8 protein-coding genes and 2 pseudogenes are annotated in these 12,551 nt (G+C 59.8%); 4 read left to right on the top strand and 6 right to left on the bottom strand.

All coding sequences use genetic code 11. From position 1 onward, the window contains the following. Window positions 1-563: 563 nt before the first annotated feature. Together KIP88_RS43840 and KIP88_RS48865 are read right to left on the bottom strand one after the other, a co-directional pair. Window positions 564-1,108: pseudogene (locus tag KIP88_RS43840) on the bottom strand (recombinase family protein). Between the two features lie 649 nt (window positions 1,109-1,757). Further along, window positions 1,758-1,937 (bottom strand): annotated as a pseudogene (locus KIP88_RS48865) (hypothetical protein); the annotation flags it as partial. A 232-nt stretch (window positions 1,938-2,169) separates the two neighbouring features. Here KIP88_RS48865 and KIP88_RS43845 point away from each other — a divergent pair. Both KIP88_RS43845 and KIP88_RS43850 read left to right on the top strand, forming a co-directional pair. Beyond that, window positions 2,170-3,954 (top strand): adenylate/guanylate cyclase domain-containing protein, encoded by a 1,785-nt coding sequence (locus tag KIP88_RS43845; protein ID WP_249791508.1) that lies wholly within the window; start codon window positions 2,170-2,172, stop codon window positions 3,952-3,954. A gap of 197 nt (window positions 3,955-4,151) precedes the next feature. Next, on the top strand, window positions 4,152-4,430 hold the full coding sequence (locus KIP88_RS43850) for a DNA -binding domain-containing protein (protein ID WP_214494260.1): 279 nt from the start codon (window positions 4,152-4,154) through the stop codon (window positions 4,428-4,430). A 108-nt stretch (window positions 4,431-4,538) separates the two neighbouring features. On the opposite strand, the gene KIP88_RS43855 is transcribed toward KIP88_RS43850, so the two are convergent. Further along, window positions 4,539-4,832 (bottom strand): hypothetical protein, encoded by a 294-nt coding sequence (locus KIP88_RS43855; RefSeq protein WP_214494261.1) that lies wholly within the window; start codon window positions 4,830-4,832, stop codon window positions 4,539-4,541. Window positions 4,833-4,865: 33 nt separating this feature from the next. Next, window positions 4,866-5,105, bottom strand: coding sequence for a hypothetical protein (locus KIP88_RS43860; RefSeq protein WP_214494262.1), 240 nt, complete (start codon window positions 5,103-5,105; stop codon window positions 4,866-4,868). Window positions 5,106-6,121: 1,016 nt separating this feature from the next. Here KIP88_RS43860 and KIP88_RS48380 point away from each other — a divergent pair. Continuing rightward, entirely contained in the window at window positions 6,122-7,339 is a 1,218-nt protein-coding gene (locus KIP88_RS48380; protein WP_214494263.1) for an adenylate/guanylate cyclase domain-containing protein, read from the top strand. A 268-nt stretch (window positions 7,340-7,607) separates the two neighbouring features. On the opposite strand, the gene KIP88_RS43870 is transcribed toward KIP88_RS48380, so the two are convergent. Then, a complete protein-coding gene (locus KIP88_RS43870; RefSeq protein ID WP_214494264.1) occupies window positions 7,608-9,293 on the bottom strand; it encodes an NAD(P)/FAD-dependent oxidoreductase in 1,686 nt (561 codons plus the stop codon). Between the two features lie 191 nt (window positions 9,294-9,484). Next, a complete protein-coding gene (locus KIP88_RS43875) occupies window positions 9,485-10,684 on the bottom strand; it encodes a serine hydrolase (protein WP_214494265.1) in 1,200 nt (399 codons plus the stop codon). 508 nt (window positions 10,685-11,192) lie between these two features. On the opposite strand from KIP88_RS43875, the gene rocD reads away from it, so the two are divergent. Beyond that, window positions 11,193-12,407: an ornithine--oxo-acid transaminase gene (gene rocD, locus KIP88_RS43880; protein ID WP_214494266.1), complete on the top strand. Its 1,215-nt coding sequence runs from the start codon at window positions 11,193-11,195 to the stop codon at window positions 12,405-12,407. The last annotated feature ends 144 nt before the right edge of the window (window positions 12,408-12,551 follow it).

A 12,551-nucleotide genomic window follows, 5' to 3' on the forward strand; every position in this document is an offset into this window, starting at 1 on the left:
CTCGGCTCTGGCGATTAAAGAACTAAGCGTCCGATAAGGCGGCCGCAGTTGGCGGCCTCGTTTATTTCGAATGTCGCCTGTAGGCACTTTTGAGACATGCCGACCGTCCGTGACGGTGTCCGCTTTCGGGGGGTGGTCTCAACCGGTCGCCGCAACACTTTATCTTAGAGGGAAAAGATGGAGTGTGGGATGGAACGAAGATTTCATAGAGGTTTTACTGCGGCAGAGAAGACGGAGTTATGGGATCGCTGGAAGCGTGGGGAAGTCGCTGAAGGCGATTGGACGAGCTTTTGGTAAGCAGCCATCGTCGATCTATTTTTTTGGTAGCTCCGCATGGTGGGATTCGTCCAGCGGAGCGGCGTCGCTCCAGGCCGGCGTTGACGCTCGCGGAACGCGAGGTGATTTCCAGAGGAGATTGGCGATTTGACAGGCGGGATGCGAACCTCCTCGCCTTCTTACCACGCCCAGGCCTCCGAGGGGCGACGACACCAGCTATGCGTGACGCCGTGTCTGAAAGAGGTCAATGACGTGCAGATGCATTGTCTTGAACGGTCATGGTCACATCAACCCTCCAGGGCCCGATAAACGGATGCGCGAGCGATACCGAGTTGCTTGGCAATCTGTGACGGCCGAATGCCCTGAGATTTGAGCCGCTGGATTTGGGCCGGATCAATCGATGCCGGACGACCTTTGTAGACAACCAGCAGCCTTGGCCTTAGCGATGCCCTCCATCTGGCGTTCTTTGCGGAGATTGGTTTCGAACTCCGCGAACACGCCGAGCATGTCGAGGAAGCACTTGCCAGCCGCGGTGCCGGTATCGATCGGCTGCTCTGTAGCCTTCAGCGTGGCGCCCTTGGCTTTCACCGCCCGGACAATGTCTTGCAGATCGCCGATGCTACGAGCGAGCCTGTCGATGCGCGTGACCCATCAGCGCGTCGCCCGGGCGGAGGAAGTCCAGAACGGTTTGCAGTTCAGCGCGACCGGTGGTGGTGGTGCTACTCCGCTTTTCCGAACGGATGACCTCGCAGCCTGCCGCCTTCAGCGCAGCCTCCTGAATGTCGAGGCTATGATCGGTGGTGCTGACCCTCGCATACCCGATAACAGTCATTTTTGATCCCCTGTCTCATTTGGCCCTAGACCATGGGACGGTGATGTATCAAAACTCCGAAGCCAACCCTATTGAGACAAAAATGTGTCTCATTCGACCGACTTGCCAGGGTAAACCCAAAAGGAACACGACTAATCCTTCTCACGTTGAAATCAGGTCGGCCGCGAGTGCAGGTGATCTCCTTCCGGTCGGCAGGGGCCTTCAGGGGAATTGAGAGGCCTCCGGCGGCCCTGTTTGTCATTCAGCATTTAATAGAAACCGCCCGGGACGTCGCTCGTTGAATCACGTCGGCCGCGCCAGCGGGTGCCCAAGCGGTCGGCGGGGGGTCGTCGCTAGTATGCCCCAGCGGCGGCCCCACACTTATTCAGCCTCGTTTTAATGGAAACCGCGCAGGCCTCTGGCCGTTGAATCAGGTCGGCCGCGACGCATCCCAAGCGGTCGGCAGGGTCGGGGTCGCTGACAGGTCGCCCTTCGGCGGCCCCACTCTCATTCTGCCGTGATCAGTTTGGCTTGATCTGCCGGCAATGCGTTCTCGATCGTCTCCAGCACCGGCCCCAGCTCGGCGCCCTTGGCGTTCGCCTGGATGAGGTCGATCACCCGCCGAAGTATCGCCCACTCGTCGGGATCCAGATTGCCAGGTGTCCGCTGCTCAACGCGAAGACGTCGCGAGGCAACAGCCCGTAGGCGATTTGCGCCAGCTTGCCGGGATCCGTTGCCGCGAGACGCTGCAGGTTACGCCATGCTCCTCCCAGACCACCGCAAGGTCAGCTAGCAGCTGTTCGGATATTCGCTGCCTAGCCCCGACAGGCCGTCCAGCGGGATTTCCAGATTGGCCCTTCGGCGACCTGTTGGCCCTTGCTCACTTGTTGGTTCAAGTCATTCGTCCTTCTCACACACATCGTTTCTTCGACTGACGATGCCCGTTGTTGAGGGCAAAGCGGACTTCCCAGTTGCGCACTCAGACTTCTGAGTTTGACCCATTTCCGACCTGCGCATAGCCGAACATCGGCCGATAATTGTGCTATATAAACACTCAATGTCCCCGAGCACGGGGGGCCATCTTGAGCAGCGAGCACGTAGAGCGACGACTGGCAGCAATTCTGGCGGCGGATGTCGCGGGCTCTTGCCGCCTGATAGGGATAGACGAAGAAGGCACGCTGGCGCGACTGAAGGCGCTTAGAAGAACTCTTTTTGATCCCAAAATCGCTGAGCATCACGGACGCGTCGTCAAGAATACCGGGGACGGCGCTATTGCTGAGTTCGCCAGCGTGGTCGACGCCGTGCGATGTGCCGCCGAAATTCAACGCGGCATGGCCGAACAAAACATCAACTTGCCGCAGGACAAGCGGATCGAACTCCGCATCGGCATTCACATCGGTGATATCATTATCGAAGAGAACGATATCTTTGGTGACGGGGTCAATATTGCGGTGCGTCTCGAAGGGATCGCGGAGCCCGGCGGTATCAGCATTTCGGACGACGCGCGTCGGCAAATTCGGGGCAAGGTAGATATAACGTTTGAGGATTTGGGTTCGCAATCCTTGAAGAATATCGCCGAACCGATGCGGGTCTGGCGCGTCCCAAACGGTCGCGCCATGCCAGCTGTGCCGCACCGCCTACCTGTTGGGGACGTCCTTACGCTCCCCGAGAAGCCCTCCATCGCTGTTCTGCCGTTTATCAACATGAGCGGCGACCCGGAGCAGGAATATTTTGCCGACGGAATGGTCGATGACATCATCACGGCGCTATCTCCTTTCAAGGCGCTGTTCGTCATCGCCCGCAACTCGAGCTTCACCTACAAGGGGCGCGCCGTCGACGTAAAGCAGATCGGGCGCGAGCTGGGGGTGCGTTACGTGTTGGAAGGGAGCGTTCGCAAGTCGGCGAACCGGGTGCGCATCACGGGACAGCTCGTCGATACCACCACTGGGGCGCACCTTTGGGCGGAACGGTTTGATGGTGGTCTCAGCGACGTCTTCGATCTGCAGGACCGGGTGACTGAGAGCGTTGTCGGGGCGATCGCGCCAGCGGTGGAAAAAGCCGAGATCGAGCGTGCCAAGCGCAAGCCGACCGAGAGCCTCGACGCCTATGCCCTCTATTTGCGCGGTTTGGCCAAGGTATATCAGTTTGGTAACCGGCAAACGAACGAGGAGGCATTGCGCCTGTTCTACCGCGCGATCGATCTCGACCCGGATTTTGCGTCCGCCTATGGTCGTGCCGCCAATTGCTACGTCCGGGCCAAGATCAATAGCTGGATTTCAGACGAAGCGAACGAGACTGCCGAAGTGAAGAGGCTCGCCCAACGGGCGGTTGAGTTGGGCAAGGATGACGCGATCGCGCTCGCCACCAGCGGGCATGCATTTGTGTATGTTGTTCGCGATCTCGAGGCAGGCGCCGCCTTGATCGATCGCGCGCTTGTGCTCAATTCCAATTTGGCCGAGGCATGGGCTTGGGGCGGCTGGGTAAAAAACTGGCTCGGCGAGCCGGAAGCGGCGATCGAGCGCTTCGCGCGTGCCATGCGCCTGAGCCCACTCGATCCGTGGGTAACAAGAATGCGAGGCGGGACCGCGTATGCGCATTTCTTCCTGGGCCGCTATGACGAAGCTGTGTCATGGGCGGCAATGGCATTGCAGGACAGTCCGGACTATCAACCTGGTTTACGCATCGCCGCCGTTAGCAATGCAATGGCCGGACGGCCGGAGCAAGCACACAATGCCGTGGCTCGGCTGCGGCAACTCAATCCCGCACTACGTATTTCCAATCTCCAAGACGTGCTCCCCCCTATTCGGCGCGCCGAAGACCTCTCGCGATACGAAGAAGCATTGCGGCGAGCCGGGCTGCCCGAATGACCACGCGCTGTCAGATGCTCGCCCATGGCAACGAGGTGATCGAAAGGGGGACTTCCGTTGTTGGCACTTTTCGGACCCGACAGGCCCGGCTGGCGACGTCGTTTCTTGAGGGTAAAGCGGACTTCGCCGCTACGCGTCATCAATATGCCAAGAGCCCAATGGAGAGTTCTCGATCAGTAACTAGTGCGAGATGCACAATGCAGAAGCCGCCGCCTGATCCCGATGTCGCCGATATCGCGCCCTCCGATGCCGTCCTGACCGCTTATGATGAGGAGCACATCATCACGTATCTTCGCCTACTAGACGCGAATGCGGAAGGCGCGGACTGGCGCGAAGTCGCACGAATAGTGCTCCATCTTGATCCGAGAGATGACTCTGATCGCGCTCGGAGGGCATTCGAGAGCCATCTATCGCGCGCAAAATGGATGACAAAGCACGGTTACCGGCACCTGCTATGTGGTGGCGCGTCGGCTTAAAGCGACGCTGCCAGGCAGCCTCAGAGGCCTCGCTTGGCATGTCGCCTATTGGCACCTGCTCGATGTCCGAGCTAAGTCCGTAATGCGGCAAAGCGGATATTCACGGCCCTATCCATCGAGATCATCCATAAGATACACGACGTGAGTGTCACTTGATGGCTCGGTCGATTGCGTTGCTCGCCGATAAAGACCGGCTTCTTCGGCGGTAGCCAACCTGAGCTTCATCGTGGCGCTGGCATCGCACAACGGGGCGCCATGAGAGGTGATCTTAATCAACTTTTTGCGTAACTGACCGTGCTCGCAAAGACGTTCCGCGTCCTTGTGCTTCTTAGCCTGCAACGCCAGCGTTGGCCTGCCGTTGATCTCAATCGTGAATACCGAGAATGTGAAGCGGTGGTCCATTTTTTCTCCGCCTTCCTTTTATGGACCAACAGATCAATCCGTCAGCAGATCATAGTCCCGGCGCAGGACAGTCTGGACGTGAACCGCCGCGCGCGCGGCGGTATTGGCATCTGCCGAGCCCGCTGCAAGCACACAGAGCGACCAGTTATTTTCAGCGGGCTTTGCAACACGATTGATCGCTATTTCCCGGACGTCATGACAACCGGGCTGCTGTCTCACTTCTAGCAACGCTCGACGCTGCAAATCCGTCATTGAAACGCGGATCTTGGGCATAGGGTTGGCTCGGCTGGTTCGGGGCCGCTCGGCCTACACCTAACAACAGAACAGGAGCAATTCGGGTTCCACTTGCGAGAGGCGTTGCCGGCGGAGATCGCGATGAAGCTGCGTGACTTTGGGTCCGATCTTAAGTTGCGACATTAAAGCTGTGTTAACTTCTCGAAAGTGGTCAATATTGACCAGCGGCGGGATCGCGAAGGTTCCATGCTGGTTGCATCACCGCCCCCCTCGGTATCTACCGGTGACTGAGAGTTCTGTAACGCTCCCGCCTGCACTAAAAGGCGAAGCATCATGCCCATCCGGCGACCAATCTGCCCCACCTGCCAGACAAGAACTGTGTTGGCGCGGGTTACACCAGGCCCCATCGGCTTTGACATCCGGACGTTCGAATGCCCTGCGTGCAAACACGTCAATCAGACTGTGGTCGAACTAATCGGCGATCCGATGAAGTCTGTCACAACGAACGTATGGCTTCGTGGACAACTGCAAGCGCCGACGTAATTTGAAATATTTGGCTATTCCGTGCTTTAATACCGCATGAGCAGCGATGAAGAGTATCGGCTACAGTCTGCGGAATGTCGCCGCATGGCGGAGAACGCCAGAAACCCCCTCGACAAGGATGCTTGGTTGAGGCTGGCGGATTCCTGGCTCCAGATGCTGCCGAAGCAATCCGAGCCCAAACCTAACGACGAAGAGTAAGGCCGCCTCGCAAACCTAGAAAGCGATGTCGCTTGTGGCACTTTTCGGACCTGACAGGCCCGGCTGACGACGTCTGTTCTTGAGGGTAAAGCGGACTGCCCAGTTGCGCGCTCGGACTTCTGAGCTTGACCCAAATCGGAAGTCGAGCACCCCATTTGCTGTGACCTACGAGGCCACCACTCTGCCATCAGGCCGTGCTAAATTGCTCTCCTCGGGCTGAAAGGTGGCTCGATGAAGCGACGGCCCGGCCGAGCTGCGAGCGCGCTACAGGAACGTATCGTTGCGGATGTGCCCTGGGAAACTTCGGGTGAAATGTGACCAAGGCTCTCGATATCTCACTTGCTGATCGCAAGGCCGAGCTTCTGCGCTGGCTAAGCGAGGAGGGACGTTTTGCGCCCGATACCGGTGGGCTTCTTGAGATGCTCTGCGAGAAGCTCACCGTGCTCGGGGCGCCGATAGCCCGCGCCACAGTGCATGTCCGTACGCTGCATCCAGAATTCCGGGGAATATCGCGTATCTGGCGCCGTGGACAGAGTACCGAGTTCCGAACGACGCGACACGGTATCGAGTCTACGTCGGATTACCAGAGTAGCCCCCTTCAGTACGTTATCGAAACCGGACAGTGGCTTGATACTGTCCTTAGCGAAGCCACCGATCGGCGCTTCCCGATCCTCGCAACGCTGCGGGCGCAAGGCATTACCCATTACGTGATGGCGCCTCTTATCTTTTCGAATCGGATCGTTAACGCGATATCGTGGGGAAGCGACGCTCCCAGCGGGTTTAGGGAAGCGGACGTTGAACTCTTTCGCTATCTAGTGCCGACCTTTACCCCAGTTCTCGAAGTGACGGCGGGCCGGCGGATCTATAGTGAACTTCTTGCCACCTATGTAGGTCGAGATCCGTGCGCGCGGATTATGGCGGGCGCCGTCCAGCGCGGAAACGTCCGCCACATCAAGGCGGCAATGCTGCTCGCCGACTTGCGTGGTTTCAGCAGACTGACAGATGAGCTTCCGGAGCAAAGAATCATTGAACTCCTAAATACCTTCTTCGATCTGGTCGTCCCTGGCGTCATTGGCAGCGAAGGTGACATCCTGAAGTATATCGGTGATGCGGTCATTGCGATCTTTCCAGTCACCGGCGATGATCCAGCGCCGGCCTGTGAGTCGGCCCTGGCTGCAGCGCAGACAACGCGGGCTGCGCTCCAGGCTTCACCGCCCGAGGTCCAGCAGCATATTTCCATCGATATTGCTCTGCACTATGGTGATGCCGCATACGGCAACATTGGCTCTGGCAATCGCCTCGACTTCACCGCCGTCGGGCGCGACATCAACATCCTCAGTCGGCTTGAACTCCTCTGCAAGGATGTTGGCCGGCCACTGCTCATGAGTGGTGCTTTTGCCGCCGAAGTTGCGGCACCGGTCGTTGAAATCGGCCATTTCGAATTGCGCGGCTTCCGTCAGCATCAGTCTTTGTACGGGTTGTGCCAAGACGGCGAGGTGCCTGCTGCGCCCACGTGGACGGATGGCGTGTAGCAGGCTGTACGGACTGTTGGGGGTAAACTTCTGCACTTTTCGGACCTGGGAGACTAGGCTGACACGATGTCCGCTCACAGGGGGCATAGCGGACCTCTTGGTTGCAGTCGGCGACTTCCGGGTTTGACCCTAAGCGGTCATTGAGGCGACCACTTGCTTTCTTCCGGGCGCATGAGCCCGTGAGCTTTCCGCAAAGTCCTCGAAGCGCCCGGCGCCCCATGCCGGGAGCTGCGACTTGAACGCAGCCCCCGGTCAAGGCTCGTCAAGTTTATTCGGCCGCAATTCGGTGCACGGTCCCGCTCTGACCTTGGCTCGTGAACACGAAGCCCTCGTAGCCGTTCTCTGCGACCTCGGCGCACTTTCTGCGGTATCCGCCGACGCCCTCCGGCCCGAGATAGGGTAAGAATCGACGCGGCTTACCTTCTATGTTCGCGCCCATGTACCAGGAATTGGTGCCGGGCATTAGGGTGGAATTCACGACCTCGGTGACATGGGTGCCCCATGTGTCCTGTGCCTGCGAGCTCGCCTCAATCGTTTTTAGCTTGTTTCTTCGCATATGGGCGATGCATTCGGTGATCCACTCGACATGCTGCTCTATCGAGACCGGCATGTTCGACAGCACCGAGGGGCTCTGCGGGCCGGTGATCGTGAACAGGTTGGGGTAGCCTGCGATCGCCAAGCCGAGATAGGTCTGCGGACCGTCCTCCCACTCCTGCACCAGCGCCCTGCCGCCGCGCCCCTTGATACCGAGGTTCTTCAGCGGGCCAGTCATCGCATCGAAGCCGGTGGCGATGACGATGATGTCGAGCGGATACTCCTTGCCACCCGCGCGAATGCCGTTCGGCGTGACCTCCTCGATTGGACCATCGGTGCTCGCATCCACGAGCGCCACGTTCTTCTTGTTGAAGGTCTCGAAATAGTTGGTGTCCAGAGGTTGGCGCTTGGTGCCGTAGGGGTAAGTCTTGGGCGTCAACTTCTCCGCGGTCGCCGGGTCGTTGACGATCGAACGGATCTTGTGCTTGAGATATTCGGCGATGACATCGTTCGCCTCCTTGGAGAAGAACATGTCCTGATAGTTCGCCAGCCAGAAGGCGAAGCCGCCCGCGTCCCACATCTTGTCGAACTCCTGCTCGCGCTCCTCGGGCGTCGTTTCGAGCACCGCCTTCGGTATGAAGTTCAGCTCGAACCCGAAGAAAGAGTCCTTGATGCGCTGCCGGATCCCGTCGTAATCGGCCTTGCGCGCCCTAGTCACCTCGGGATTGACACGGCCGTTGCGGGCAGGCACGCAGAAGTTCGGCGTGCGCTGGAACACCGTCAGGTGCTTGGCCTGCTGCGCGATCTCGGGGATCGCCTGCACCGCCGTTGCACCCGTGCCGATGATGCCGACACGCTTGGCGGTGAAGTCGACGCCATCGTGCGGCCATTGGCTCGTGTGGTAACACTTGCCCACAAAAGAGTGTAGCCCCTTGATCGGCGGCACGTTGGCGGTCGACAGGGCACCGACGGCCGGGATAACGAAGCGCGCCGTGACGGCGTCGCCTTTGTCGGTGCGCACGGTCCACAACTCGGTGTCGTCATCGAAGACGACTTCGACGACGCGCTTGCCGAACTGGATATCGGGCTTCAGGTCGAAGCGCTCGGCGCAGTGCTCGAGGTAGCGCAGGATCTCGTCCTGCTCCGGATAGCGCTCGGACCAATTCCATTCCTGCAACAGGTTCTTGTCGAACGTGTAACAATAGATGTAGCTGTCGGAGTCGCAGCGTGCGCCGGGATAGCGATTCCAGTACCAGGTGCCGCCGACGCCGTCGCCGGCCTCGATCACCGTGACGTTCAGGTCGAGCTTGTCGCGCAGCGAATGGAGCATGTACATGCCGGAGAATCCGGCACCGATGATTACCGCGTCAAAGTCGGCTTTCGCGCCAGTCCTTTGAGACTCGCCTTGCACATTTGTCATGACGCACCTCCAATTGTGAGCCTTCTCCTGGCATCTCTGGTTCGGTTGTCTTCTCGCTATGCCCTAGCGGCGGTGCAGCCTGCGCGAATGGCGGGCAGCCCGATGTCCGCTAGGGATATCGCAACGCACGCGCTGGCGGCCGCCCCCGCCCGTTCTGCGGGAGGCGCCACGCCGCAAAAGGCGCTCCCGCATTACGCTGCCGCGCGCGCCTGGCCGGCCGCATAGGCAGCCGTCTCGAAATCCATGTAGGCGCCGAACGAAATCGGATCGCCGAACGGCAGGATCTGCGTCGCCCAATATCCGCCGAATCCGTTCTTGCGATCGATCCAGTAGAACAGGTTGGGGAGCCCGGCCCAGCCGAGCGCCCCGGCCGGACGGCCGGTCGGCGCGTCCTCGTCGTTCACCATGAAGGTGTAGGACCAGGATTTCTTGAGGCCAGGGAAGAACTCGGCATCGTTCGATATGCTCGGAATGACACCGGGCAGCACCGTGACCGTCTGATGCGCTTGCAGGCCGTTGCGGACAGCAGCCTCGACCGTCTCTGTGTTGAGCACGCGGCCGTGCGGCCCCGCTCCGTCGTTCAGCCACATGCGGATGAATTTCATGTACTCGCCGATGGAGCCGTGGAGTCCGTGGCCGCCCATATCGACTTCCGGATCAGCCGGCAATTGCATGTCGGGAAGGGGAGTCAGTGATCCGTCGGCCTCGCGTTGGTGCATGGTAGCGAGGCGCTCGCGCATTGAGGGGCTCAGCGAAAAGGCCATGTCCGCGATGCCGAGCGGTGCAAAGACCCGCTCAGCCAGAACCTCGCCGAGCCGCTTGCCGCGGATGCCCTCGACAACCTGCCCGCACCAATCGATGTTGCTGCCGTATTCCCATTTGTCGCCAGGATCAAACAGCAGCGGCGTCATAATTGATGCCCTCGAGCAGGTAATCACGCTGGGTTGGCCGCGCTCCTGCGCCAGGCGCAAGTAAGTGGTATTGAAGAAGTCGTAGCCAAAACCAGCGGTGTGCAGCATCAGCATGCGGGTGGTGATGTCGCGCTTCGGCGCCCGCAGCCTTGGCGTCCCGTCGGCGTCGAACCCATCGAGCACTTCGAGCTTGCCGATGTCGGGGGCGTAGTTTTTGGCCGGAGCATCAAGGTCGAGCTTGCCTTCCTCGACGCATTGCAGGACCGCTGTGCCAGTCATCGCTTTTGTAGTGGAGTAGATGGCGAAGACGGTATCCGTCGTCATTGCCTGACCGGCGTCAAGGATACGCTCGCCGGCGGCGCCTTCGTAGATGCTGGCCGAGCGGTCGGTGATCATCGCCACCACGCCCGGAACACGATCCTTGACAGTCACGACCTTTTGCAAAATCTCGTCACATGCGCTTCTCAAGTTGTTACCCATCGACGTTTCTCCCGTTCAAGTTTGCCAAGTTTGATCCTGTTTCTCGACAGGCCGCCGGCGTCCGCTTGCAACGATGGCAACCTTCGTCAACCTATTGAAGTCGGGCTCTTCTGATTGTCCCAACGCCGGTCAGGCAAACGCAAATCCCACCGTGGCTGAAGCGGCAAGCGATTTGCGTTTTGATCATGAGGTAGCTCCAGGTCAGTATCGAATTTCGACCGAGCGTAACGGAGAGTAGACCGATTTCTTATGGTCGGCCACGCATTTGCTCTTAGACCCGCGGAGCATTTTTTTCCGAGGCACGTCAGCGATGCTGACACTAGATCCACCCTCTGAGGCGCAGCGGCACCACAGAGCGCATTCTTGCTGGCGAGAAGTAGTGCCTCGCGTTTGCATCGGCGACGACGAGCAGCACATTTGAACGTTCCTCGAAATCCGCGAAGGTCCGGTGTACTGTGATCTCAAGCGAAGCTGCTCGACATGGTGTCCGAGATGCTGGTGACGAAACATGGATCCATCGGTCACTGATTTCATCGCGAGGGAAGCGCGCTTTGGCGCCCGGAACTACGAGCCGCTCGGCGTCGTTCTGTCGCGCGGCGAGGGCGTCTTTGTTTGGGATACGCAGGGCCATCGCTACCTCGATTGCCTCTCCGCCTATTCCGCGGTGAATCAGGGCCACTGCCATCCGAAGATCTTGGCCGCGATGGTGGAGCAGGCGGGCCGGCTGACGCTGACGTCGCGCGCCTTTCACAACGACCAGCTGGCCCTTTTCTACGAAGAGATCGCCGCGCTGACCGGCTCCCACAAGGTGTTGCCGATGAACAGCGGCGCCGAAGCGGTGGAGAGTGCGATCAAGTCGGTGCGCAAATGGGGCTATGAGGTGAAGGGGGTGCCGGACGGGCAGGCCGAGATCATCGTCTGCGCCGATAATTTTCACGGCCGCACCCTTGGCATCATCGGATTCAGCACCGACCCGGCGGCGCGTGACCACTTCGGACCGTTCGCGGCGGGCTTCAGGATCATCGCATTCGGCGATGCCACGGCGCTGAAGAAGGCAATCACGCCCAACACGGTTGCCTTTTTGGTCGAACCGATCCAGGGAGAAGCGGGCGTCGTCATCCCACCGTCAGGTTACTTTACAGTAGTGCGCGAACTCTGCACTGCGCACGACGTGATGCTGGTTCTGGACGAGATCCAGACCGGGCTCGGCCGCACCGGCAAGCTGCTCGCGGAACAGCACGAGGGCATCGAGGCGGATGTTACGCTGCTCGGCAAGGCGTTGTCCGGCGGCTTTTACCCAGTGTCGGCCGTACTTTCGAACAACGCGGTGCTCGGCACCCTGAAACCTGGCCAGCACGGTTCGACCTTCGGCGGCAATCCGCTGGCCTGTGCGGTGGCTCGGGCTGCGCTGCGCGTGCTGGTCGAGGAAGGGATGATCGACAACGCAGCCGCCCAGGGCACCCGCTTTCTCCATGGCCTGAGCAGCATCCGCAGCAACACGATCCGGGAAGTACGTGGACGCGGGCTGATGCTGGCGGTCGAGCTTCATCCGGAAGCAGGCGGTGCACGTCGCTACTGTCAGGCCCTGCAGGCCCGAGGCATCCTCGCCAAAGACACACACAGGCACACGATTCGCATCGCCCCGCCGCTAGTTATCTCCAGCGATCAGGTCGACTGGGCGCTGGAACAGATCGCCGCCACTTTGAGGCAGGATTTCTCGTGACCACTGGCCGGCGCCGCCTACTACAGTCGTTCTGTTAGTCCCATGCACTCGATATCGCCAGTGGCACTTTTCGGACCTGACGCACCCGGTCGGCGATGTCCGCTGATCGGAGAAGAGCAGAAGTTCGCGGCGCGCTGTCAAAGT

It is taken from the genome of Bradyrhizobium sp. SRL28, from assembly GCF_018596315.1.
Lineage (GTDB): Bacteria > Pseudomonadota > Alphaproteobacteria > Rhizobiales > Xanthobacteraceae > Bradyrhizobium.

Bases quoted from the DNA above. Each gene is read 5' to 3' on its own strand.
- KIP88_RS43850 (WP_214494260.1), top strand. From the start codon at position 4,152: ATGCAGAAGCCGCCGCCTGATCCCGATGTCGCCGATATCGCGCCCTCC.
- KIP88_RS43855 (WP_214494261.1), bottom strand. From the start codon at position 4,832: ATGGACCACCGCTTCACATTCTCGGTATTCACGATTGAGATCAACGGC.
- KIP88_RS43860 (WP_214494262.1), bottom strand. From the start codon at position 5,105: ATGCCCAAGATCCGCGTTTCAATGACGGATTTGCAGCGTCGAGCGTTG.
- KIP88_RS43870 (WP_214494264.1), bottom strand. From the start codon at position 9,293: ATGACAAATGTGCAAGGCGAGTCTCAAAGGACTGGCGCGAAAGCCGAC.
- KIP88_RS43875 (WP_214494265.1), bottom strand. From the start codon at position 10,684: ATGGGTAACAACTTGAGAAGCGCATGTGACGAGATTTTGCAAAAGGTC.
- rocD (WP_214494266.1), top strand. From the start codon at position 11,193: ATGGATCCATCGGTCACTGATTTCATCGCGAGGGAAGCGCGCTTTGGC.